Below are 23387 nucleotides of genomic sequence, written 5' to 3'. Positions count from 1 at the left end.
GCTCTTTCATTTGATCGCGAAAAACCGACGCATATCAAGCGCGAAGAGATGAAACTCCTATCATGAGACGTTCGTCATGAGGCCGCGAAGGCTCCGGGACGGCCGTCGCGACGGCCTCGGCGGGTCAGGGCGTGCGAGTCGCATGGATGACGCGCGGGTGCCCCTGGAGGTCCCGGACCGTGGGGAGGAGTTGGTATTCGGCGCGTTCGGCGAACAGCCGACGCACCGCCTCCTCCTGGTCCGAGCCGATCTCCAGGATCAGGCGGCCGCCGGGCTTGAGCAGGGGGATCGCCTGCTCGACGAGCCGGGTCACGAGCGCGAGGCCGTCGGGCCCGCCGTCGAGGGCGAGCCGGGGTTCGTAGTCGCGGACGCCCGGATCGAGGCCGGCGATGTCGCCGGTGGGGATGTAGGGCGGATTGGAGACGATCGCGTCGAACGGCGGCCGACCCGCCGCCGGCCCGAGCAGGTCGCCCTGCAGGAACTCGACGCGATCCGTCACCTCGTGGCGGGCGGCGTTCTTGCGGGCCACCTCGAGGGCCTCGGGCGAGAGATCGATCGCCGTGAAGCGGGCCCCAGCGTGGCGCCGCGCGCAGGCCACGGCCACGCAGCCGGACCCGGTGCCGACGTCGGCGGCGACGGGGGCCTCGATCTCCTTGGCGAACTCCAGGAAGCCCAGCACGACGTATTCCGTCTCGGGCCGGGGGATCAGCACGGCCGGCGCGACGTCGAAGCGGAGCGAGAAAAATTCCTTGCGCCCTACGAGGTAGGCGACGGGCGCGCCCTCGGCGCGGCGGCGGACGAGGTCGCGAAACCGAGCACGCGCAGCCTCGTCGACGACGTCTTCGAAGTGCGTGTAGAGTTGGACGCGCTCGTAACTGAGCACGTGAGCAAGCATGACTTCGGCGTCGAGACGAGGGCTCTCGGCCCCACGTTTCTTGAGATAATCGGCGGTCCAGGCGAGGAGCCGGCCGATGGTCCAGGGGGCCTCGGCGCGGGGGCCGGGGGCCTCGCCGGCCGACGCAGAATCCGGGGTGTCGGGCCGCATCGCGCTCCTCTCTCCGTGAGGACCGTTCAGAGGTCGCCCAGCTGCTCGCGGCGATCGTGGTCGACCAGGGCCTTCAGCAGGCCCAGCAGGTCGCCCTGGATCACCTGGTCCAGGTTGTAGAGCGTCAGCCCGATCCGATGGTCGGTGACCCGATTCTGAGGATAGCTGTAGGTGCGGATCCGCTGCGAGCGGTCGCCCGAGCCGATCAGCGAGCGGCGGGCCTGGTCGCGCTTCGATCGGGTCTGCTCCTGGAGCAGGTCGTAGATCCGCGAGCGGAGGACCCGGTAGGCCTTGGCCTTGTTCTTGTGCTGGCTCCGCTCGTCGCGGCAATTGACGACGATCCCGGTCGGCAGGTGCGTGAGCCGGACGCCGCTCTCGGTTTTGTTCTGGTGCTGGCCGCCCGGGCCTCCGGAGCACATCAGGTCGACCCGGACGTCCTCGGTGCGGATGTCGATCTCGACGTCTTCGGGCTCGGGGAGCACGGCGACGGTCGCGGCCGAGGTGTGGATCCGGCCCTGCGCCTCGGTCTGGGGCACGCGCTGGACGCGGTGTCCGCCGCTCTCGAACTGGAGGAGCCGGAAGGCCCCCTCGCCGGAAACGCTGAACGAGACCTCGCGGAAGCCCGCCAGCTCGGTGGCCTCCATGTCCAGCAGCTCGAACTTCCAGCCCATCGACTCGGCGAAGCGGCGGTACATCTCGTACAGGTCGCGGGCGAAGAGCGCGGCCTCGTCGCCGCCGGCGCCGGCCCGGATCTCCATGATGAGCGCGGCGCGGTCGGCACCCGACTCGCGGTCGTAGAGCAGGTTGCGGAGGGACTCGGCGTCGACCTCCCGGCGCTCGCGGAGGGTCGCGATCTCGCCCTCGGCGTAGGTGCGCATCGCGGCGTCGGGCTCGGCGTCGACCAGGGTCTCGGCCTCGTCGATCTGCTTGCCCAGGTCGAGATAGCGGCCGTACAGGGTCGCGACCTTCGCGATCTTGCCGCGCTCACGGGAGAGCGTGGTCACGCGCGCGGAGTCGGCCGTCACCGTGGGGTCGAGCATCGCCTGCTCGATCTCGAGGAAGCGTCGATAGTCCGCCTGCAGCTTCTCGAACACGGCCTGAAGAACCTACCAGGAGCGAGGACCGGAGAACGATCGGCCGCCTCTTGCGCGGGATCAAGCGAAACGGCCCGGCGGACTCGGTCAGACCGTCCCGCGGGCCGTGGCTTGCTGCGTCGAAGCGAAAGGGCTAGACCTTGGCGGGCTCGGCGGCCTTCTTGGCCTTGCCGTAGGTGCCCTGGAACTTCTTGTTGAACTTGTCGACCCGGCCGGCCGCGTCCACGAATTTCACCGAGCCGGTGAAGAACGGGTGGCACTTCGAGCAGACTTCGACCGCGATCTTGGGCTTGGTGCTGCGGGTCTCGAACGAGTTGCCGCAACCGCAGGTGACCACGGAGTCGACGTACTTGGGGTGGATGCCGTCTTTCATCGCCGTCTGTCTTTTCTCGGTTGAGAGTGGCGACCGGGCCCGATCTGGCTCGAGCCTCGGCCGAAGTCGTCAGCATATCATATCCCGGCGGGGGGTCCCAAGGTCAATTCGAGGCGCCGAGACGCTTGATCACTTCCTTCTCTACTTCGTCGTACGTGAACTGATTGTTCGGGTCGTCCCAGGTGAAGCGCATCACCTCCTGGCCGTCGGGGCCGAACAGGAAGACGGCCGGGATGGCGCCGACGTTGAGCTTCTCGAAGCCCACGCCGGACTCCTCCTTCAGGAGCACGTTGGTGAACGTCGCCTTGTTGTCGCGGAGGAACTTCTCGGCGTCAGCGACGGCCTTGACGTCCTCGATGTCGTCGAGTGACAGGGAGATCACCGCGAGCCCCTTGGGGCCGTACTTGCGGTGCATCTCGACGACGTGGGGGAAGTTCTCCTTGCAAGGGCCGCAGTTCGTGGCCCAGGCGTCGACCATGATCCACTTGGCGTCCTTGTTGGAGGCCAGGTGTTTCTGAAAGTCGGCCCAGGTGAGCTGACGGAGGGAGACGGCCTCGGTCTCCGGGTCTTCGGCCCGGGCCGGCGCTTGGGCGGCGAGCGCGGCGACGAGGCAGGCCGTCAACAGGGCGGTCGTGCGGATCATTGTCTTGCCGGTCCTCCGGGGGGTGGTCGATCAGGCGGGCGACGCCGGGGGGTAAGCGAATCGAGCCGTCGGACGCGAGGTCCGACGGCCCGAGGGGTTTCGACGTCACGGCGAGCGCCTGGGCGCACGCTCGACGGCCGAGGCGATTACTTCTTGTACTGGATGCCGCAGCCGGCGGCCTGCGACTCTTCGACCGCGGGCGACTTGCCGGCCAGCAGGGCGTCGACGGCGTCCTTGACGTAGTGCTTCGTGACCTTCTCTTCCTTGGCGTTGTCGTCGAAAGCGCCGAGGTAGCGGATGGTCCGCTCCTTGTCGAGGACGAAGAAGTACGGCGTCCGGGTGGCGCCGTAGGCCTTACCGACGGCCTGGGTCTCGTCGTGGCCGTAGACGTAGTTGATCTTCTTGTCGTTCTTGTCGGTGACCCGCTTCAGGATGGCGGGGAGCTTGTCTTCCTCGATGTCGTTGACGCAGATGCCGACGACGCGGACGCCCTTGTCCTTGTACTCGCTGGTGAACTCGTTGAGGCGGTCCTCGACGCCCACCACGGCGGGGCAATGGTTGGCCAGGAAGACGACGACGACCACGTCGTCCTTCAGGTCGGACAGGGTGAGGCTGGTCTGCTCGCCGGAGGGCGAGTAGGCGGGGACGCCCGAGAAGGTGGGGGCCTTGTCGCCGGGCTTCACGACCTTGTTGTAACGCTCGCCCGCGAAGGCCGTGCCCGCCAGGGCGACGGCGACCATGCTAAAAAGGACATTCCGCATCGATGCTAACTCCGTCTGGGGTGTGAGGTCTGGGCCGGTAGTCGAAGGAGCGACTCCCTCGCCCACAGGACGAACCACCGATCGGTCGAGGCGAAGGCCGCGCCGGCCGACGGCGCGTCCCTCGGAACGTTCAGCTTTCTGGAGAAAGCGTTGTAGCTGGTCTTCCCGGCCTGTCGATTCGCGTATTTCGCAGGATGAGGACGCGATGGACGAGCTGACGCATTCGCCGGCGACGTCCGCTCGATTATAAGAACCACGCCCGGCCAGTCAACAACCCAGCCGTCGCCCCGCAGGTCGCCCGCCGCCTGATCCCACGCATCCTCGGACCGGCTCAGGAGCGGCGCGCGCCCCAGACCACGGCGTTCGCGATCGACCGCCGGACCGACGGGTGGAAGAGCACGGGGAAGGATTCCGGGCCGGTCCGGAGGTAGACGACCCGCCCCTTGCCGACTGACCAGGTCAGGCCGCTGCGGACTGACTCGCCGCGCTCCCAGTTCGAGACGAAGACGATGGTCTCGGGCTCGGGGACGGCGAAAGGCTCGGAGAACATATCGGACTTGAGGATGGTGAACGGGACGACACCGGCGGCGATCGGGTGCTCGGGGGCCTTCACGGCGACAAACTCGGGCCGGCCGTCCTCGCGCCAACTGCCGGGCTCACAGGGCATGCTGTTCATCAGCAGGCGGAAGGGCTTGCTACCGCACGAGGCGTAGAGCGCCACCAGCCCCATCCGGCCCTCGCGGACCCGCGTCGCCACGGCCTGGGCGCGCTCGTCGGGGACCTCGTCGTGGCGGGCGCGGCCCCACCAGACCAGAACGTCGGTCGCGTCGAGGTCGCCGTCGCGCAGTCCCGCGTGAGGGTCGCCGAGCCGTCCGCGAGTCACCTGCAGGTCCGGCCGCCGCGACAATCCGTCGGCGAGGGCCGCGTCCACCCCCTCGGGATAAGCCGAGGTCGACGTCTCGCCTTCGCACCAGATACGCACCCGGACCGGCGGCGACGTCTGTGCCGACGCCGAGGCTCCCACGAAGGCCGCGACGAACGGCGCGACCAAGACGAGCCTGGGCAGGAACGATCGACGATCGACGTTCAAGAGAGACCTCCTGGAGGGGGGATCCAGGTTCGGAGCGGGGCGTGGGGCGGGGGCGAGTGCGGGTGGAAATCGGAATTCGCAATCGATTTCAGCGTTAATCGTACAGCACGTCCGAGCCAAACTCAACTGAAAGTCGACGTTACCGAAAAGTGCGCGGGTCGAACCACGCCGAAGGGCCGGGCCACGCCTTGAGGGGCGTGGCCCGGCCCGGATGCGAAGCGTCGTCGTTGCGGACCGGCCGTCAGCGGCCGTTAAATCGGACGTCCTGAATGATGTCTTCCTGCGAGTGTTCGATGAAGTGCCAGGAGCACTCGTTGGCGACCACCTGCAGCAGCTTGCTCTTGAATGTCGACTCGCCCACGCCCGAGTCCATCGGGATGGGGCCGCGGATCGGGAAGGTCGTCTCCTGATAATCGTCGTAGATCGACTCGGATTCCTTCTCCTGGTCCTTGATCGCCTTCCCCTTGCTGTTGGTGGGGTGCTTCAGCTCGAACGCCTGGATGTGGACCTTGGACGTCCCTTCCAGGACGTTGAGGCTCCCCGGGTGTCGCGTCTGGAACTGCTCGACCTCCAGGACGACCACCACGTCGGCCTCGAAGTCGCGGGCCGCCTCGGAGGGGTCGGACCAGCCGGGATGGCCCTGGATCCAGTCGGCCACCTTCTCGGAGTCGACGGTCGTGATCTTCTTGTTCTTCTTGAGGTTGCTGTTGAACTGCCGCCCCAGGTCGCGATCCAGCCCGGGGTACTTCGCCAGCGTGGCCTCGTCGGCGCTGGCCAGGACGACGACCTTCTTATTCTTGAGCGACGGCCCTGGAGCCGGAATCGTGGGCTCGAAAGGCTGGAGGAAGTAGAAGAGCGTCCGCGGGTCGCAGCCCGCCAGGGTCAGAAGCAGGCCCACGGCCATCGCGGCGGGGGCCAGACGTCGCATCCTCGTCATCGTACGGGGGGTCATCGTCCACCCCCTCCTTCCTTGGTTCGGGCGCGAGCGGGACCGGGCCGAAAGCCGGCGCCACGCCGGCGGGGGCCAGGTAGGCCGGGCCGTCAAGAAATCGCATCAACCAGAATGCGGAACCCACCAGGACGAACAGGAACAGCAGGCCCACCAACGGCGCCCCAGGCGATTGGAAGCCCGGAGGCCTCCGCGTGACTACGCCCAAGAGCAGCCAGACGATCAAAGGTCCCGAGAGCACGCCCAACAGCGCGCCCGCCGGATTCGCCCGCCAGGCCCGGTCCATCCTCCCCCTCGTCGTCTCGGCCACGGCCGTCGTCGCCCCGCAGAAGGGGCACAAACGGCCGGTCGCGAGCAGGAAGGAGCAGGGAGCGAGCCCGAGCTGTTCGTGCGAGCCGAACCCGCGTGGGTCCGGCTCCAGCCGGCGGGCGACCGCCAGCATGACCATCAGTCCGACCGCCAGGGCCGCGAAGGACCACCGGATCGGCTGCGAGAGGAGGGGTCGATTCGAAAGAGGAGCGTTCATCGCAGGGAGACCGGGAAGGCCCGTCGAGAGGCCGGCCGTCGGACGCGAATCATCGGGAAATGCCGACGCACCGTACAGCCCCGGCCGATTCCTGGCAACCCCGAATCAGAGCATCTCGACCCACGCCTCGGCCTCGACCATCGCCGCCTGCATCCGCCGCTCGATCTCCAGGCGGCCGGCCTCCAGGGCCTCGCGGTCGGCGTCGGGGGCGATGATCACCGGCGCGGGCGTCACGGCGGCGGCCTTGGAGCCGGGCTTGGGGATGCAGAATCGGTCCCAGCTCTTCGCTCGCCAGGCGTCCTTGAACGCCAGTCCCGTCCCGACGACCGGCAGCCCGGTGCGGCTGGCCAGATAGGCGATGCCCTGGTGGACATGGCGCCGCGGCCCGCGGGGCCCGTCGGGCGTCACACAGAGGTTGCCGTCGATCCGGCCGGTCATCTCGCGGAGCGCCCGCGCCCCGCCGCGCGTCGACGAGCCGCGGACGACGCCGAATCCCAGCCGCTTGACGACCTGCGTGATCATCTCGCCGTCGCGGTGGTCGCTGATGAGGATATGCATCGTCGGCCAGTTCCAGTAATAGGCCGGGAAGAGCATCACCTCGTGGAAGAACGCGTAGATATAACGTTGGCCCGACCGCCGGGCGACCTCCGGGTCCGCTGCGGGATCCTCGTAGCGGAAATGGAAATCCCAGGTCCGGCCCAGCGATCGGATCATTTGAGAGCCGACGCAGCCCACGGCCTGGATGAGCAGCGGATGCTGGATCTTCATGCCCGCCTCGCCTTCCTTCCCTGGAAGTGAACCGCCCGCCCCGATCGATCGCCGACGGATCGGGGGCGCGAGGAGGAGCTTATGCGAAACCTCCGATCGACGCCAGGCCAGCTCGATCGAGCCTCGGGCGGCTCATCGGCCCCTCACGAGCCGGGCGGAGTGAAGTCGAACCGCTCGCGAGGGATCTCGACGTCCATACGCGGGCGATACGTGGTCGTCGTCTCGACCGTGTGCCCGGGGATCTTCATCGTCGAAACGATCCGCCGCACCATCAACGTCGTCTTGTCGACCCAGATCGTCTCGACCTCCCCCTGGAGATTCTTCCCCTCGAACTTGCGGCAGGCGGACTCGTCGACCACCTCCTCGCCGGCGAACTTGAGGCCCTTCAAAACTCGGAGCCTGTTCGCCATGATCGTCTCGGGCATCAGCAGCGCGGGGATGATCGTGGCCGACCCGCCCGAAATCCCCGCTCCGCTTCCGAGGGCCAGGTGCAACGACTCGTCCTGGATTTCGGGCCGGAGGGTCCACCAGATCTTCGATCGCTCGGGGGCCGCGTCCGTCCAGACGACGTAGCGACTCTTCTCTTCCTCGCCCTCGCCGTTTCGCGCCGTGAACTCGTAATAGAAGAGCTTCGGCCGCACGAATCGCGTCGAAAAGGGCTTCTTCACCGTGCGCCTGCCGCCCGCCGCCGAGATGAACACGGCCGTCGACTCGCCCTCGTCCTCGTACGACTTCGCGCCAGCATAAGTCTTGAAGACTCCGGCGAGAAACTGCTCTGGGGTTTCCGACGCCGGTGCGCCGGAGGCCGCACCCTGGACCGCCGCTTTCGCGGCCTCGGGATCCTGGGCGGCACCGGACGCGAGGACCATCATGCCGGCCGTCGCCAGTGCGGCAAGGGCTGAGAAGTACCGTAATCGAGTCCAAAGCATGGCTGTGAGAACTCCTCTCGATAACGCAGAAACGTTCGTCGCGACCGATGCACCGTCATCTCTGGCCATCCGCAGAACGGCCCGCGCGGTGGATGCCGCCAGAGCTTTCGGCAACGAGGACGAAACCGCTCGCGTTGGCGACCACGCCGCAGCGAAACTCGTCGAAAGGACCAGGCCGCGGCGGACCAGGCGCCGACGCAGCCGTTCGCGGCCCCGAGACAGGCGACTGCCGACGGTCCCCAAGGCGCATCCGAGTCGCCGAGCGGCCTCCCCGTGCGCCACACCCCCGATGTCGCACAGCTCGACCACCGCTCGGTACCGCTCCGGAAGCCGGGCGATTTCGTCGTCCAGGACGGCGAGCAACTCGGTTCGATCGGGCGCGACGTCGGACGCCGACACCCTTTCGTCATGGCCGCCTCCAAGGACCGGCCGACGGACCTGAGACTTCCTTGCCCTCAACGCCACCTTGCGGCTGACTCCATGGAGCCAACGACCCAGCGAGTCCTCGACGCGGATCGCGGGGGCCTTCCGCACCAGGACCAGGAACGTCGATTGGAAGGCGTCGGCGGCGTCGTGGGGCTCGTTCAGGATCCGCGTACAGACGCCCCAAACCATCGGGCCGTGACGCTGAACGAGGACTTCGAAGGCCGATTCGGCCAATCCCCCCCGGCTGTTCACGAACATTTTGAGGAGCTGAGCGTCGGAGAGTCCGCCGATCGCCCCTGTGCCGAACAAGATCCCGAACTCGTCGACCATGGCCGACGGATGTCTCCCGCTCATGGGCGTGCCTCGCGTCCGGTGTGAAGGACCCAGCCCCGCGATCAGGACGTCGGGCGGCGGCCGTCTACCCTGAACATGCAGCTTCTCGCGATTTCCTTCCCGGTATTTCCAAAAAACTGGGAATCGCTCCCAGGCCGACGTCCCCAGCTTCTTGCGAAGCCTGCTTTCGCCGACTCGGTCGGCGATCGATTCGAGCCTCGTCGGCTCAACTTCGCTCGTTGCGGCGGGCGAGTGCGTCGGCGGCGGCGAAAGTGAGGATGACCAGGCCGGTGACGAACGTCCGGTACTCCTCCGGGAAGCCGCTCATCGTGATCTGGGTGCGGAGGGCCTGCAGCAGCAGGCAGCCCGCCGCCGCGCCTAGGATGCTCCCGCGGCCGCCCTGGAGCGAGACGCCGCCGACCACGCATGCGGCGATCGAGTCGAGCTCGTATCCGGTGCCGGTGTCGGGCTTCGAGACCCGCAGCCAGGACAGGAAGAGGATCGTCGCCAGCCCCGTCGCCAGGCCGCTGATCGCGAAAGTCCACGTGCGCAGGCGGACCGTCCTCACCCCCGCCAGCCGCGCGGCCTCGGCGTTGCCGCCGAGCGCGTAGACGTACTGGCCGAAGATCGAACGCCGCAGGACGACCCAGGCGGCGAGCGTCACCGCCAAGAAGATAAGGCCGCGGTACGGGATGAAGGTCGCCCCGAACTGAAATCCCGAATCGACGGCCTGGAAGACGCGGATGTTCGCGATCGGCCGCCCGCCCAGCGCGATGAAAGCGGCACCGCGGAAGATGAGTAACGTGCTGAGTGTCGTCACGAACGGGTTCGTCCGCACGACCGAGACGAAGAAGCCGTTGATCGCCCCTAGGCCCAGGCCGACGACGAGCGCCGCAGCCACGCAGACCAGCGGAGGCCAGCCCGCCTGCGAGAGATGGCCGACCGTCGCCGCGACGAGCGCGAGCATCGCCCCCTGCGAGAGGTCGAAGCCGCCGCCGATCAGCACGAACGCCTGGCCGATCGCCAGCACCCCTACGATGCTCGCCTGGGTCAGGATGCTCGTCAGCGTTCCGGGAGTGAAGAACCGCTCGGTCCGGAACATCAACCCCAACGCCCCCGCGATCAGCAGGATCTGGGGAAGTCGACTCAGCACAGATCGCAGCGTGCGGGGCATGGTGGTTTCCCTGGAACTCAAGGATGGCGCGGCTCAGCCCTCGACCACGGCGGCCACGACCGCATGCTCGCTGATGGCGGGGGGCTCGAGGATCTTTGCGACCTTCCCCGCCCTCAGGACGACGCAGCGGTCGGCGAGCCGGACCAGCTCCTGGGCGTCGGACGTGATCAGGAGGATGCAGCGGCCCGAGTCGGCCAGTTCGTCGATCCAGCGGTGGATGGCCTCGCGAGTCTTCACGTCGATCCCCCGCGTCGGCTCGTTGAGGATGAACAGCTCCGGGTTCCGCGCCGCCCACCGCGCGAGCAGCACTTTCTGCTGATTCCCGCCCGAGAGCGTCAGCACGCGTTGGGTGAGGCCCGCCGAGGCAACCTCGAACTTGCGGCACCAGGCCTGGGCCAGCTCGCGTTGGGGGCGGCGGCGTATCCACCCGCTTCGGGCGAGCTCGTGATAGCTGGCGAGCGTGAGGTTCTCCAAAATCCCCTGCGAAGGGATCAGGCCCTGGCCGCGACGGTCGGAGGGGACCATCGCCACGCCCTGCCGGGCCGCGTCGGCCGGGTGGCGGGGGCGGAACGGACGGCCGTTCCAGACGATCTCGCCCGCCGTCGGTCGCGAGGTGCCGAAGAGGATCGCGGCCAGCTCCTCCTGCCCCGAGCCGGCGAGGCCGGTGAGGCCGACGACCTCGCCCGGCGCAACGGCCAGGTCGAGGCCTCTCAGGGTCGCCCCCGCGGCCCCGGTCACGCGGAGCCGGGGCTCGCCGAGGGCCTTTCGGGGCGGCCGTTCCCGGAAGTCGACGGCCTCGCCGACCATGTGCGCCACGACCTCGTCGAGCGTCAGCTCCGACGCAGGCCACGAGCCGACGCGAGATCCGTCCCGAAGGACCGTAATCCGGTCGGCGATCATGAAGACTTCCTCCAGGTGATGCGAGACATAGAGTACGGCGATCCCACGGCGTCGGAGGTCGCGGAGGACGTCGAACAGCCGTTCCGATTCGGCCCGCGAGAGCGCGGCGGTCGGCTCGTCCAGTACCAGCACCCGTACGTCCCGCCCCAGCGCCTTGGCGATCTCGACCTGTTGACGCTGGCCGATCGTCAGCGAGCCGACGCGGGCCCGGGGGTCGAGCGCGAAGCCCAGCTCGTCGAGCCGCCGTCGCGCCTCGCGGATCATCGCCCGGCGATCGATCCAGGGCCCGCAGCGGGGCTCGTTCCCCAGCGCGAGGTTCTCGGCGACGGTGAACTCGGCGACCAGGCTCAACTCCTGGTAGATGATCGCGATCCCCTCGTCGATCGCGGCGGCGGGGTTCGCGAACCGGACGGGGCGGCCGTCGACGACGATCGAGCCCGCGTCGGGGCGGACGACGCCGCCCAGGATCTGGATGAGCGTGCTCTTGCCCGCGCCATTCTCGCCGCAGAGGGCGTGGATCTCGCCGCCGCGAAGCTCCAGATCGACCCCCTTGAGCGCGCGCACGCCGGCGAACGAACGCGTCAGTCCGTTCAGCGCGACGCGGCGGGGCGGGGGGCTTTCTGGGGTCATGCGGCGGCGAGTTTCGGGGGACGTCGCGACAGTCTCAGGGACGTCGACGCGGGTGCTGGCCGGGGAACTTGCTCTTGGGCTCGTCGGACGCGGCCGACTTCTTGGGCCCCGCAGTGCGGACGCGGCCCGACGACGGCTTGACCGGCTGGGCCTTGGCCGGTAGGTCGTCGAAGAGCTTGGGCAAGACGTCGTCGAGCGTGTCGACGAGCCGGAAAGTCAGGTCCGCCTTCACGTCGGCCGGCAGCTCGACCAGGTCCTTCTCGTTGTGCCGGGGGAGCAGGATCGTGCGGATCCCAGCGCGGCGGGCGGCCAGGATCTTGTCGCGGACGCCCCCCACGGGCAGCACTCGGCCGGTCAGCGTGACCTCGCCGGTCATGGCCAGCTCCTTCCGGATCGGCCGATCGCGGAAGAGGCTGATCAGGGCCGAGGCGATCGCCACGCCGGCCGACGGCCCATCCTTCGGAACCGCGCCGGCGGGGACGTGGATGTGGACGTCGGTCTTGCTCAGCTTGGGGATGTCCAGCGCCAGCAGTTTGGCGTGGCTGCGGAGGTAGCTCATCGCCGCTTGCGCGCTCTCGCGCATTGAGTCGCCGAGCAGCCCGGTAAGGGTCAGGCCCCCCTTGCCGGGCATGCCTGTGGCCTCGATGAACAGGATCTCGCCCCCGGTCGGGGTCCAGGCCAGGCCGGTGGCCACTCCCGGAATTCCGGTCCGGTCGGCCAGCTCGCGGAAGTAACGCGAGGGCCCAAGTAGGTCGGCGACCTGGCCCGGGCCGATCGTCACAGCCTTCTTCTTGCCCTCGGCGCGACGGCGGGCGACCTTGCGGCAGACGGCGGCGACCTCGCGTTCCAGGTTCCGCAGGCCGGCCTCCCGGGTGTAGTCGGCGATGACCTTGCGGACCGCGTGGTCGGTGATGTCCAGATCCGCGGCGACCAGGCCGTGGGCCTCGAGCTGCTTGGGGATGATGTACTTCTGGGCGATCAGCGTCTTCTCTTCTTCGCTGTAGCCGGGGAGGTTGAGCACCTCCATCCGGTCGAGCAGCGGCGACGGGATCGTATCCAGGACGTTGGCCGTAGCGATGAACATCACCTTCGACAGGTCGAAGTCGACGTCGAGGTAGTGGTCCCGGAAGGTGCTGTTCTGCTCGGGGTCGAGGACCTCCAAAAGCGCGGCGGAGGGGTCGCCGCGGAAGTCGTTGCCCAGCTTGTCGACCTCGTCGAGCATGAAGACGGGGTTGTTGGTGCCGGCCTTGCGGATGCCCTGCACAATCCGTCCCGGCATGGCGGCGACGTAGGTGCGGCGATGGCCCCGGATCTCGGCCTCGTCGTGCACGCCTCCCAGGCTGACGCGGATGAACTCGCGGCCGAGGGCCTTGGCGATGCTCTTGCCCAGCGACGTCTTGCCGGTCCCCGGCGGCCCGGCGAAGCAAAGGATCGGCCCCTTCATGTCCTGCTTGAGCTTGCGGACCGCGAGGTATTCGAGGATCCGCTCCTTGATCTTCTCCAGGTCGTAGTGGTCGGCGTCGAGGATCTTGCGGGCGCGGCGGAGGTCGAGGCGATCCTTGCTGGCCTTGTCCCAGGGCAGGAGCGCGAGCCAGTCGAGATAGGTCCGGACGATCGAGTACTCGGCCGAGCTGGGGTGCATCGCGACCAGCCGCTCAAGTTCGCGTTCGGCCTCGCGCTGGACCTCCTCGGGGGGGTTGGCCGTTTTGATCCGCTCCCAAAGCTCGGCGACCTCGGGGTTCTCGGAGTCGCCCTCGCCCAGCTCTTCCTGGATGGCCTTCAACTGCTGGCGTAGGAAGTGGTCGCGCTGGGCCTTGGACAGCTCCGACCCGACCTGTTCCTGAATCTTGGTCGACAGCTCCAGCACCGCGAGCTGACGCGAGAGGAACTGCGAGAGCCGCTCCAGGCGGAGCCGGACGTTGATCTCGCCCAGCATGATCTGCCGTTCTTCGATCGAGAAGGGGAGGCTCGAGGCCAGAAGGTCCGCGAGCCGGCCGGGCTCGCGGGTGTTCATGGCGGCGACCTGCAACTCCTCGGGGATCTGCTGGCTCTGGTCCACCATCCGCTGAAAAAGACGGTTGATATGATGCACCAGGGCGTCGATCTCGACCCCTTCCTCTTCGACCTCCTCCAGCGGCTCGACCTCGCCGATCAAGTAGGGCTCGGTTTGGACGACCCTCACCAACTTGGCGCGCGTCTGCCCCTGGCAGACGATCCGGGTGGAACCGTCCGGGAACTTGAGCATCTTGAGGACGGTGCCCACGCAGATCGTCGGAAAGAGGTCGTTCATCCCCGGATCATCGATCTCGGGATGGAGCTGACTGGCCAATCCGACCAGCCGCTCGCCAACCAGGACCTCGTCCATCAGCCGGATCCCGCTGGGCCGGTTGATCACCAGCGGGACCACCGTCTGCGGGAAAACCAGATCCGAACGTAAGGGCAAAAGAGGCAATCGGTTGGGACGCGATGGCACAGGGTTTTCGATGCCGTCCGAGGTCGTCGCCGGTCGCGACCCGCTGCGCCCCTCCGTGGTCGAAGCCTCTTGCCTGGTCCCCGACCGTTTCCTCGAAGGGACTCTCTTCGTGCGTGAGTGCATGAATCCCCGTTCTGCTCGTGCTCTCGATCGACGCTTATGTCGGCCAGGAGGCGGACTCGTGAATTGTGGTCCATACCGTTCCCAAAAGGAAGGGGGGACTCTATGCGCCCATATGATCTAACGCAAACGTTTATTCAACAAAGCTTTATGAAATCAATCCCGAAGTGTCTGGCGATGCATTTTGGCACAGACGTTCACTTTCTCCACCAGTCGTCTTGCTGGTAGCCGAATCGCTTCGCTTCATGCATGGATTGCAGGATTTGAAAGTTGGTGTATGCGAAGTAGCCCATGAAGAGGGTGATGAACAAGCTGCCGCTCCGCACACCCAGGAAGATCGCCAGCGCCCCCGCCGTCAGGAACGAAATGATGTGGCTGCGTCGCACGCCGTTACGACGATCCACCTGGGACAGGACGACCTGCGTCGCCTGGCCGCCGTCGAGCGGCCAGATCGGCAGCAGGTTGATGATCGTCCAGTATAGGTTGATCTGAACCATCATGAAGTACGCCTGCGCAGGCATACCGTCGCCCAATTTCGATCTGCCGCCGAAGTAGGACTCGGGGTCGTGGGGCAGGCCCATCAGCCGGAGCACCATGGCCAGATTTTCCACCGGGGAAATGCGATCGACGACCCCGGCGGCGATGAGAGTGGCGAGGAAGAGCAAGAAGCCGGCGCCCGGCCCGGCGAGGATGACCGCCAGGCGCTGCCAAGGCGTCCGTTCCGATCCCGAATAGCAAAGGCCGCCGAGGCTGTAGAGGAGGATCGACGGCGAGCCTCCGAAGCGTTTCCCCATCAAGGCGTGGCCGAACTCGTGGACGAGGATCGAGAGGAAGACGCAGCCGACCCAGAGGGCGACCAGGCTCAGGTCGTCCTGGTTGCCGCTCAGGCCGAGCATGGCGCTGAAGAGCCAGAAGAAGGGGTGGACGCGGACGGGGACGCCCAGCAGCCGGAAGTTGAGGTCGTAAGACGTCGGGGGCGCGGCGGTGCTCATCGGATCCTCGCAGTTCCCCAAGGCGGGGACGGGCGCTGGTTGCCTGATCGGGGTCGAGCCTACAATGTTACCGTCGCGCCCACCCCTCCGGCCAACGGGTGGGCCGCCAGCGAAGATCCGGCCCCGCCCTCACGACCTCATCCCGCCTATGAAATTCACCAAGATGCACGGACTCGGCAACGACTACGTCTACGTCGAGACCTTCTCTCAACCCGCCCCGCCCGACCCATCATCGCTCGCGCGTGCGGTCAGCGACCGTCATTTCGGCGTGGGCTCGGACGGCTTGATCCTGATCATGCCCAGCTCGAAAGCCGACGCCCGTATGAGGATGTTCAACGCCGACGGCTCCGAGGGCGAGATGTGCGGCAACGGCGTGCGCTGCGTCGCCAAGTACGTCCACGACCATGGCCTGGCGCGGAGGCCTCGCGTCACGATCGAGACCGGCCGGGGCGTCCTGACGCTCGACCTCACGATCGAGGCCGGCCGGACGAAGCTCGTACGAGTCGACATGGGGACGCCCATCCTCGATTCCAAAGCAATCCCGACCACCCTGCCGGGCGATCCCCCGATCGACGTGCCGATCGAGATCGGCGGCAAGGATCTCCGGCTCACGGCCGTCTCGATGGGGAATCCGCACGCCGTGCTGTTCGTCGACGACGTCCGGGCCTTCCCGCTCGAAGCTCTCGGCCCCCTGATCGAACGTCATCCGACGTTTCCCAAGAGGGTCAATTTCCACGCCGTCCAGGTGATTTCGCCGAACGAGGTCCGGATGCGGACCTGGGAGCGAGGCTCGGGCGTCACCCTGGCCTGCGGCACCGGCGCGTGCGCCGTGTGCGTGGCCGGCGTCCTGACCGGCCGGACGGGCCCCCGGATCCTCGCCCACCTGCCGGGAGGCGACCTCGAGTTGGAATGGCCCGCCCGCGAGGCCTCCGTCCTCATGACCGGTCCGGCGACCGAAGTCTTCTCCGGCGAGTGGTGCGGGGCCTGAGCTTCGCCTAGGAGTCGTCCAATCAATATGCGGGCTGATGCTGGTCGACGCTCGCCCTGTTGATGAGGCGGAGCGGGGTGACGATCTCACGGTCGATGGTCTCGCCTTTGAGCTTGGCGGCCATGACCTCGACGGCCTTCGCGCCTTGCTCGCGGGGGTCCTGGAGGACCGTGGATTCCAGGCGGCCGTCGCGGACGGCTTCGAAGGCCGCTTTGCTTCCGTCGAAGCCCAGGACGACGACGTCCTTCCAACCCTCGGCCTGCGCGACCTCGGCGGCGGGGAGGGCCATCTCGTCGGACTGGGCGACCACGGCGCGGATCTCTCCGGGCTTGAAACGGCGGACGAGGTCGGTCATGACCCCCTTGGCCTTATCCTCCTGGAAGCCGGCGAACCGGCTGTCGGCGATCACGATCTCGGGATGCTTCTGGAGCACCGCGGTCAGGCCGGCGTTCCGCTTGCGCTGGGGGCTGGAGCCCTCGGTCCCTTCCAGGTAGATGATCCGGCCCCCCTTAGGGCCGAGCACCCGCACCAGCTCCTCGCCCTGGAGGACGCCCCCCTCGGCGTCGTCGGCCCCGACATAGCTGACGACGTCGCCGCCGTTGATGCGGCGGTTCACGGCCAGGATTGGCACGTTGGCGCGGTTGGCCGCCTCGACGGCCGGGGTCAGGGCGTCCTCGTCGCGGGGGCAGAGGATCACGGCCCGGCAGCCCAGGTTGAGCAGCGTCTCGACCTGGCCGATCTGCTTGGCGTCGTCGTCCTGGCCGTCGCGGACGTCGACGTCCAGGGCCAGCTCTTTCGCCTTGGCCTCCATCCCGTCCTTCATCGCCAGGAAGAAGGGATGACTGAAGGTGGGAAGGACCGCCCCGATCTTTCCCGACCCGGCCTTCCCGCGGGAGGAAGTCGGCGTCGACTCCGTCCCGCATCCGGAGAGCAGGGAGGGCAGGAACGAAAACAGGATCAGCCGATGCAGTCGCTTCGTCGTCAACATCGCTTCGGCTCCGGTTACGACGGGTCGCGGACGGGGGACTGTCGCTCGCACGAGGCCCCATTGTGCCGGCGAGGTCCCGGGTCGGTCAACGCGCCGTCAGCGGAGTTCCAGGGGATCGATCGTCACCTTTCCCTGGACCCGGAGGATGGGCAGGAACGACTCGAACGGCGAGACCCCTTCGAGGCTCGATTCCGACAGCTTGATGTGGGTGGCGTCGACCTGCGATTGGTCGAACGAGGAGTCGAGGGCGACCCAGCGGTTGTTGACGTAGACCTCGTGCCACATGTGGAAGCCGAAGCCCTTGGACTTCATCTGCTTGTTGTCGACGTAGATCAGGCCCACGGCGACCCGCGACGGGATGCCCTTGGCGCGCGACATTGCGGCGGCCAGCACCGAGTGCTCGGTGCAATCGCCGGTGAGGTTGAGCGCGGCCTCGCTGGCCGGCGCGAAAGTCGTCTCGAAGTTGCTCCGCATGTTCTGGAAGACCCAGTGGTTGATGCGGACCGCCTGATCCCAGGGGTCGACCGACTTCTCGACGGCCCGGTCGGCGAGCCGCTTCACGCGGCTGTCGGCGCTCGTGATCATCCCGTTGGGGCGGAGGAACTCGGGGCCGAGGGCCGCAGTCGCCGCCTGGCCGTCGTTGGGACCCATCGACTGGATGACCAGGGTCGCCGACTTGCCGTCGCCGGACGACTGGACCGACTGCCTGCGGTCGGCGGGGATCACCTTGGCCGGATCCTCGTCCTTCAGCGTAACCTGGTATTTGACGTACTGGGTCTGGTACGGGGTGGGGATCTCCCGGCCCGACTTGACGATGGTGCCGCGGATCTGGTCGTACTTGATCCGGCCGCCGGGGGCCTTGGCACCCTGCTCGGTGGTACGGTAGGTCGTCATCCCGCCCAGGAGGTCGACGTCCTGCTTGAGGACTTGCCCGGCGGCGTCGACCCAGAGCACGGCGTTCAGCTCGGGGCGAGGCTTGCCGTCGAGCGTCGCAAGCTGCTCGACCTTCCGCAGCGGCCGCTTGAGGCCGTCGCCCAGCTCGATGTCGGCGTTCGCGCCCGCCTTCAGCTCGACGTCGACGATGCGGTTGAGGTCGGGGATGTACATCTTGAGCGTCCGGCTCTCGCCCTCGGCCATGGGCTTCTTCGCCATCGTCTGCTCGGCGGCGTAGGGGCCGCGGACCTCGGGCCCCCAGGGGATGACCTGCTCCTGGCGCTGCTTGGTCCCCTCCAGGATCAGCTTCATCTGGCCCTTGACGGCGTCGCCGTACACGCGGATCTCGTTGTCGCTGGTGAGGGTGCGCGTGTCGAGCCGGAGGACCTCGCCCTCGGTCGTCTCGATCGTGCCATACATCATCTTCTGGGTCACTACGTCGTCGCCGCGGCGGAAGCTCAGGACCGTGTCGACCCGGACCCGGTTGAGCGGCCGGCCCTTCTCGCTGACCTTCTCGATGAAGATATGGATATAACCGATCTTGTTGCCGGCCAGGAAGACGGCGTCCCACGAGTCCTGCGCGCGGGCGGCGGCCCCCTGGGCGGCGAGGAGGGTCGTCAGCAGGATGAGCGAGCACGGGCGGCGTAGGCGAATCCGGTTCATGACCCTGGACCCTTTCCCTGGACGAGCAGCGAGGCCGACTCGGGCGCGCCCTGCGCGCGGAATCCCTCCGTCTCACTATCGGCGAAAGCCGGAGGGGCCTCAAGCTCAAGTGCTCGGCGGCTTCTCGGGCCGAAGTCCCGCTGCTAGACTGGCGCATCCGGACCCAGAGCCCCGTCATCCGCGATCACGACCGCCGGTCGGCTTGGACGATTGCCATGGAGACCCTTGAAACCGAGCGGTTGATCCTGCGCCAGTTCCGCGATTCCGACCTGGACGCCTACGCCGAGATGGCCGCCGACCCCGAGGTGATGCGTTACCTCGGGGCGGGCCCCATGGGCCGCTCGGAAGCCTGGCGCAACATGGCGATGATCCTGGGCCACTGGAGGCTGCGTGGCTTCGGGATGTGGGCCGTGGAGGAACGCGACACCGGCGAGATGGTCGGCCGAGTGGGCTGCTGGCGGCCGGAGGGCTGGCCCGGCCTGGAAGTCGGCTGGACCTTGCGGCGGGCTTATTGGGGCCGCGGCTACGCCACCGAGGCGGCCCGCGCCTCGCTGGACGTGGCGTTCGAGCAGATTGGCGAGCCTCACGTCATCAGCATGATCCACGGCGACAACCTGCCGTCGATCCGCGTCGCCCGCCGCCTGGGGATGCGGCTGGAAGGGCGGACCGAGCTTTTCGACGACATTCCGGTCGCGGTCTACGGGATAAGGCGCGGCCGGAGGCCGGCTCCAGTCGCGCCCAAGAGCCCCTAGCCGACGCTCAGCTCGCGCTCTTTTCCTTGTTGCGCTTGCGGGTGGCCGCGGCTTTCTTTGCGGCTTCGGACCGGGCCGAGGCCGGCCGTGCGGCGGAGGCGGCTCCGCCGGCCTTGCCCCCCCTCTCGCTGGAGACGTTGGTGTCGGCCTTGCCGCGGCCGCTGCCTGACTTGTTGCCGCCGCCGGTCTCCTTGTTGACCGTCGCCCAGGCTCGGTGCTCGGCCTCGGCGTCGGGGACCCCGCGATCCTCGTAGCCCTCGGCGATGTGCTCGGCCTGTCGCTTCTGCTTGTCCGTGTATTTCGACTTGTCACCCCTTGGCATCGCTCACGTCTCCGCTGCGGGTGGAGGTGTGGGAGGAAAACTCAAATGTGTTCCGAGTATTCAAAATCCGGGCCGACCTCGCCGAAAGACGCCTGATTTCCGCGGATTCGAGGAGACGCGAGGATCCCCACCGTCTGGCCGGGACGACTACGGAACGTTAGAATGGAAGAATTTCGAGAATCCGCCCAGAGATGCGGAATCGATCTACCATTGCAGTCGCAAGGTCCCTATACTTTGGCTTGGCTGGAAACCGAACGAGCGCGTGCCGCAGATCCCAATAAGAGCTTCTCGTCTGCCTCATCCGCCTTTCCACCACTTGGGCCGGTCCCCCGGCCCCTTTCAGGACCCGGAAAGTGAGTAGTGGGTCGAGTCGAGTCGCCACGCTAGGAGTTAGCAGGTGGGCAAGAAACTGTATGTCGGGAATCTCTCGTACCGCGTGAACAGCTCCGACCTGGAGCAGTTGTTCTCGCAGTTCGGCACCGTGGAGAGCGCGGAGGTCATCTCCGATCGCGAGACCGGCCGCAGCAAGGGGTTCGGTTTCGTCGAGATGAGCTCGGACGCCGAGGCGCAGGCCGCCATCGACGGCCTGCACGATCACGAGTCGGACGGTCGGCGTCTGACCGTCAACGAGGCGCGTCCTCGTGAGCCCCGCTCCGGCGGCGGCGGTGGCGGCTATGGCGGCGGCGGTGGTCGCGGCGGCTACGGCGGCGGCGGTGGCGGCTATGGCGGCGGTGGCGGCGGCTACGGCGGCGGCGGCGGTGGTCGCGGCGGCCGGGGCGGTTACGACCGTGGCGATCGTTATTGATCGCTGAATCCAGCGATGCGTAAAACACGAAACGCCCCGCGGCTCCCATCTCTGGGCCGCGGGGCGTTTCTCGTTTCGGGCCGCGGGTGAGGCCGCGAACGCCCTCAGGCGTCTGGACGCGAGCGAGCCACCGCCAGGGGGCGGAGCACGGCGAGCATCGTGTTCAGGTGGGCCAGGCGGGGGCCGAAGCGATCGACGAAGTCACTCAGGGCGAAGTCGCCGTCGAGCAGGTTCTCGTGGTTCTCCTCGACGTAGTCGGCCAGTTCGCCGATCAACGAGGCGTGGACCTGCTCCAGGCGGCCGAGCGCCTCGCGGCTGGAGTCCAGGACGCGTTGATGGCCGTTCTGCCAGCGCTCCAGTTCGGCGATCTGGCGGGCGCGTTGCTCGCGGTTGACCTGGACGATCTCGCGGGTCAGTTCCAGTTCCTGCCGACTCATCTCCAGGTTCTGGCGGAGGACGTCGAGCGTCTGGTTCTGCAGGTTGACCAGATGGTGGAGCAAGACGATCGGATCGTTCGGCCCGGCGGCCGACCCCGAAGAGCCCTGGCCGGTCGGCGAAACTTCCATGCGATACGTCCACGACGCCGAGGATGGATTCTCGGGGGCTGACACTCCGACCTCCTTCGCTACATCTGGCGGGGCAGAGGGATGAGGACGCTCGCCGAGGGGGCGGTTCCAGAGGTTCGCCCGACCGGACTCGATCGGACCGGGAGAGGCTTTCAAGTATATCCTATCCGATACGAATCGTACAGGGCGCGTCCGCACCGTCCGCCGATCCCACAGGGTCAGCGCAGACCGCATCATCGGCATCTGGAAGGCCGCCGCCCCACCTCTTTTTCGAGGCGGGCGGCCGGATCTCTCCGCGCTTACTCGACGTCGTCTTCCTCTTCGTCGATTTCCTGCTCACGGACGCCATGGTGAAAAGCGTCAGGCAGGGCGTCGGCGATGTCGCCGGCGATGAGGCCGACTTCGCCCGAGTCGTCCCGGGCGATGTCGCCGGCGAGGCCGTGGGCGTACACGGCGAGTTGGGCGGCCTCGAAGGCGGCCAGCTTCTGGCCCAGCATCGCGGCGACGACGCCGGTCAGCACGTCGCCCGCGCCGCCGGTCGCCATCCCGGGGTTGCCGGTCGTGTTCACGTAGACGCGATCGCCGTCCGTCACCAGCGTGCCGCCCCCCTTGAGCACGACGACCAGGTTCGCATTCCGGGCCGCGAAGGCCGCCGAGCGAGGCTCGCGCTCGGCCTTCGCCAGCTTCGTCGTCATACCCGTCAAGCGCGCGAACTCGCCGGGGTGCGGCGTCACGACGGTCGGCGTCTCAAGCCGGTCCACAAGGCCGACGTCCTTGGCCAGGGCGTTGAGCGCGTCGGCGTCCAGGACCAGCGGCTTGCCGGCCGATTCGACGGCCCAGCGGACCAGTTCCAGGACGTCGTCGCTCTCGCCCAGGCCGGGGCCGACGGCCACGACGTCGGCCTTCTGGACGAGCTTTTCGAGGACGGGCCGCGAGGCGGCGAAATCGACGAGGCCCTCGCCGTCGCAGGGGAGCGGATAGGTCATGTACGACGGCTCGAACGAGGCCACCGTCGGCTGGACCTCGGCCGGGCAGGCGACGCGGACGAGGCCCGAGCCGGAACGCAGGGCCGAGGCCCCGCAGAGCGCCGCCGCGCCGGCCATGCCGCGGCCGCCGGCGATGATCAGGATGGAGCCGTAATTCCCCTTGTGGCCGTCGGGGGAACGCTTGAGGAGCCTCGGGATCGATTCGACCCGTTTCAATGCCATGGAGAGAGCGACTTTCGCTTAGGAAGGGGTGTCGGCGGCCGACGCGCGGGCCAGACCGGCCCGGTGGGCGATCAGTCCGGCGACGTATCCGCCGTTGAAGCCGGCGTCGATGTTCACGACGACGACATTCGACGAGCAACTGTTGAGCATGCCGAGGAGCGCCGCGAGGCCCTGGAAGCTGGCCCCGTAGCCGATGCTGGTCGGCACGGCGATCACCGGGCAGGAGCTGAGGCCGCCCACCACGCTGGGCAGGGCGCCTTCCATCCCGGCCGCGACGACGAGGGCGTCGGCGTCGGTCAGGCGGTCGAGCCGGCTGAGCAGGCGATGGATCCCCGCGACGCCCACGTCGGCGAGCAGGTCGACGTCGCAGTTCCAGGCCTCGGCGGTGACGCGGGCCTCCTCGGCGACGGGGAGGTCGCTGGTGCCGGCCGTCACGACCGTCACCCGGCCGAGCTTGGGCTCTTCCGCCTCGGGCCCCGGCCTGCGGAACGTCCGCGCCACCGGGTTGTACGCTCCGCCGGGGAACGCGGCCGTGAGGCGGTCGGCGATCCGGGGGTCGACGCGCGTCACCAGGCAGCCCTGACCGTGCTCGATGAGCGTTTTCAGGATGGCCTCGATCTGGTCGCCGGTCTTGCCCAGCCCGAAGACGACCTCGGGGAACCCGCAGCGGCTGCGGCGATGGAGGTCGACGTGCGCGAAGCCGCCGGCCTCGGCGAACCCCTGGTGGGATTCGAGCGCCTGCGCAGCCTTCTCGGGCGTCATCTCCCCGGCCGCGAGGGCCTCGAACAGCTGCGCCAGGTGGCGTGGGATCATAAGGCCGAAGTTCCATCGAGGGAGGGCGGGTCGCGTCGTCCGGCGGACGCGTCGGATTCCGATCAACCGTAACGGCGACGCCGGGAATCCGCAACCGGATTGAGCTACCGCGGCCACCCGGCG

At 67.9% G+C, this 23387-nt stretch carries 23 protein-coding genes and 1 pseudogene; 3 read left to right on the top strand and 21 right to left on the bottom strand.

Features of this window, described 5'->3' with window-relative positions; genetic code table 11:
• Positions 1-124: 124 nt before the first annotated feature.
• From prmC to PZE19_RS20730, 15 genes and pseudogenes are all read right to left on the bottom strand, one after another.
• Positions 125-1045: a peptide chain release factor N(5)-glutamine methyltransferase gene (gene prmC, locus PZE19_RS20790; protein ID WP_277862516.1), complete on the bottom strand. Its 921-nt coding sequence runs from the start codon at positions 1043-1045 to the stop codon at positions 125-127.
• A 26-nt stretch (positions 1046-1071) separates the two neighbouring features.
• Complete coding sequence (gene prfA, locus PZE19_RS20785) at positions 1072-2139, bottom strand: peptide chain release factor 1 (RefSeq protein ID WP_277862515.1); 1068 nt, start codon at positions 2137-2139, stop codon at positions 1072-1074.
• 133 nt (positions 2140-2272) lie between these two features.
• Positions 2273-2512: a 50S ribosomal protein L31 gene (gene rpmE / locus PZE19_RS20780; RefSeq protein WP_277862514.1), complete on the bottom strand. Its 240-nt coding sequence runs from the start codon at positions 2510-2512 to the stop codon at positions 2273-2275.
• A 103-nt stretch (positions 2513-2615) separates the two neighbouring features.
• Positions 2616-3155, bottom strand: coding sequence for a TlpA disulfide reductase family protein (locus PZE19_RS20775; RefSeq protein WP_277862513.1), 540 nt, complete (start codon positions 3153-3155; stop codon positions 2616-2618).
• A gap of 146 nt (positions 3156-3301) precedes the next feature.
• Positions 3302-3916 (bottom strand): redoxin family protein, encoded by a 615-nt coding sequence (locus tag PZE19_RS20770; RefSeq protein ID WP_277862512.1) that lies wholly within the window; start codon positions 3914-3916, stop codon positions 3302-3304.
• Positions 3917-4247: 331 nt separating this feature from the next.
• Positions 4248-5006 (bottom strand): ThuA domain-containing protein, encoded by a 759-nt coding sequence (locus tag PZE19_RS20765; RefSeq protein WP_277862511.1) that lies wholly within the window; start codon positions 5004-5006, stop codon positions 4248-4250.
• Between the two features lie 241 nt (positions 5007-5247).
• Positions 5248-5910 (bottom strand): hypothetical protein, encoded by a 663-nt coding sequence (locus tag PZE19_RS20760; RefSeq protein ID WP_438269998.1) that lies wholly within the window; start codon positions 5908-5910, stop codon positions 5248-5250.
• Entirely contained in the window at positions 5798-6397 is a 600-nt protein-coding gene (locus PZE19_RS33370; RefSeq protein WP_438269981.1) for a DUF2752 domain-containing protein, read from the bottom strand. Before PZE19_RS33370 ends, PZE19_RS20760 begins: the two co-directional genes overlap by 113 nt.
• A 189-nt stretch (positions 6398-6586) precedes the next feature.
• Positions 6587-7249 carry a lysophospholipid acyltransferase family protein gene (locus tag PZE19_RS20755; protein ID WP_277862509.1) on the bottom strand — a complete coding sequence of 221 codons (663 nt, stop codon included), beginning with the start codon at positions 7247-7249 and terminating at the stop codon, positions 6587-6589.
• Positions 7250-7392: 143 nt separating this feature from the next.
• Complete coding sequence (locus PZE19_RS20750) at positions 7393-8178, bottom strand: hypothetical protein (RefSeq protein ID WP_277862508.1); 786 nt, start codon at positions 8176-8178, stop codon at positions 7393-7395.
• Between the two features lie 198 nt (positions 8179-8376).
• Positions 8377-8862, bottom strand: a pseudogene (locus PZE19_RS33135) (RNA polymerase sigma factor); the annotation flags it as partial.
• Positions 8863-9163: 301 nt separating this feature from the next.
• The gene (locus PZE19_RS20745; RefSeq protein WP_277862507.1) at positions 9164-10111 is read right to left on the bottom strand and encodes an ABC transporter permease; all 948 of its coding nucleotides are present in this window, start codon (positions 10109-10111) and stop codon (positions 9164-9166) included.
• A gap of 33 nt (positions 10112-10144) precedes the next feature.
• Positions 10145-11641: a sugar ABC transporter ATP-binding protein gene (locus PZE19_RS20740; RefSeq protein ID WP_277862506.1), complete on the bottom strand. Its 1497-nt coding sequence runs from the start codon at positions 11639-11641 to the stop codon at positions 10145-10147.
• A 34-nt stretch (positions 11642-11675) separates the two neighbouring features.
• A complete protein-coding gene (gene lon / locus PZE19_RS20735; RefSeq protein WP_438269980.1) occupies positions 11676-14237 on the bottom strand; it encodes an endopeptidase La in 2562 nt (853 codons plus the stop codon).
• Positions 14238-14431: 194 nt separating this feature from the next.
• Positions 14432-15226, bottom strand: a complete 795-nt coding sequence (locus tag PZE19_RS20730) for a site-2 protease family protein (protein ID WP_277862504.1) — start codon at positions 15224-15226, stop codon at positions 14432-14434.
• Between the two features lie 148 nt (positions 15227-15374).
• Between PZE19_RS20730 and dapF the strand changes: the two genes are divergently transcribed.
• Positions 15375-16214, top strand: coding sequence for a diaminopimelate epimerase (gene dapF, locus PZE19_RS20725; RefSeq protein ID WP_277862503.1), 840 nt, complete (start codon positions 15375-15377; stop codon positions 16212-16214).
• Positions 16215-16236: 22 nt separating this feature from the next.
• Here the strand turns inward: dapF and PZE19_RS20720 are convergent, their stop codons facing one another.
• Positions 16237-17202 carry a sugar ABC transporter substrate-binding protein gene (locus PZE19_RS20720; RefSeq protein WP_277862502.1) on the bottom strand — a complete coding sequence of 322 codons (966 nt, stop codon included), beginning with the start codon at positions 17200-17202 and terminating at the stop codon, positions 16237-16239.
• 96 nt (positions 17203-17298) lie between these two features.
• The gene (locus tag PZE19_RS20715) at positions 17299-18798 is read right to left on the bottom strand and encodes a transglutaminase-like domain-containing protein (RefSeq protein ID WP_277862501.1); all 1500 of its coding nucleotides are present in this window, start codon (positions 18796-18798) and stop codon (positions 17299-17301) included.
• A 215-nt stretch (positions 18799-19013) separates the two neighbouring features.
• On the opposite strand from PZE19_RS20715, the gene PZE19_RS20710 reads away from it, so the two are divergent.
• A complete protein-coding gene (locus PZE19_RS20710) occupies positions 19014-19550 on the top strand; it encodes a GNAT family N-acetyltransferase (RefSeq protein ID WP_277862500.1) in 537 nt (178 codons plus the stop codon).
• A 7-nt stretch (positions 19551-19557) separates the two neighbouring features.
• On the opposite strand, the gene PZE19_RS20705 is transcribed toward PZE19_RS20710, so the two are convergent.
• On the bottom strand, positions 19558-19872 hold the full coding sequence (locus tag PZE19_RS20705; RefSeq protein WP_277862499.1) for a hypothetical protein: 315 nt from the start codon (positions 19870-19872) through the stop codon (positions 19558-19560).
• A 397-nt stretch (positions 19873-20269) separates the two neighbouring features.
• On the opposite strand from PZE19_RS20705, the gene rbp reads away from it, so the two are divergent.
• Positions 20270-20677, top strand: coding sequence for an RNA-binding regulator (rbp, locus tag PZE19_RS20700; RefSeq protein ID WP_277862498.1), 408 nt, complete (start codon positions 20270-20272; stop codon positions 20675-20677).
• A gap of 104 nt (positions 20678-20781) precedes the next feature.
• Here rbp and PZE19_RS20695 read toward each other — a convergent pair whose 3' ends face one another.
• The 3 genes from PZE19_RS20695 to larB all read right to left on the bottom strand — a co-directional run bounded on the left by PZE19_RS20695 (position 20782) and on the right by larB (position 23264).
• The gene (locus tag PZE19_RS20695; protein ID WP_277862497.1) at positions 20782-21243 is read right to left on the bottom strand and encodes a hypothetical protein; all 462 of its coding nucleotides are present in this window, start codon (positions 21241-21243) and stop codon (positions 20782-20784) included.
• Between the two features lie 299 nt (positions 21244-21542).
• Positions 21543-22451, bottom strand: coding sequence for an NAD(P)H-hydrate dehydratase (locus PZE19_RS20690; protein WP_277862496.1), 909 nt, complete (start codon positions 22449-22451; stop codon positions 21543-21545).
• A gap of 18 nt (positions 22452-22469) precedes the next feature.
• Positions 22470-23264, bottom strand: a complete 795-nt coding sequence (gene larB, locus PZE19_RS20685) for a nickel pincer cofactor biosynthesis protein LarB (RefSeq protein WP_277862495.1) — start codon at positions 23262-23264, stop codon at positions 22470-22472.
• Positions 23265-23387 lie beyond the last annotated feature (123 nt).

The organism is Paludisphaera mucosa (assembly GCF_029589435.1).
In the GTDB taxonomy this organism is placed as follows: domain Bacteria; phylum Planctomycetota; class Planctomycetia; order Isosphaerales; family Isosphaeraceae; genus Paludisphaera; species Paludisphaera mucosa.
This window is presented reverse-complemented; position numbering and strand designations above follow the sequence as displayed.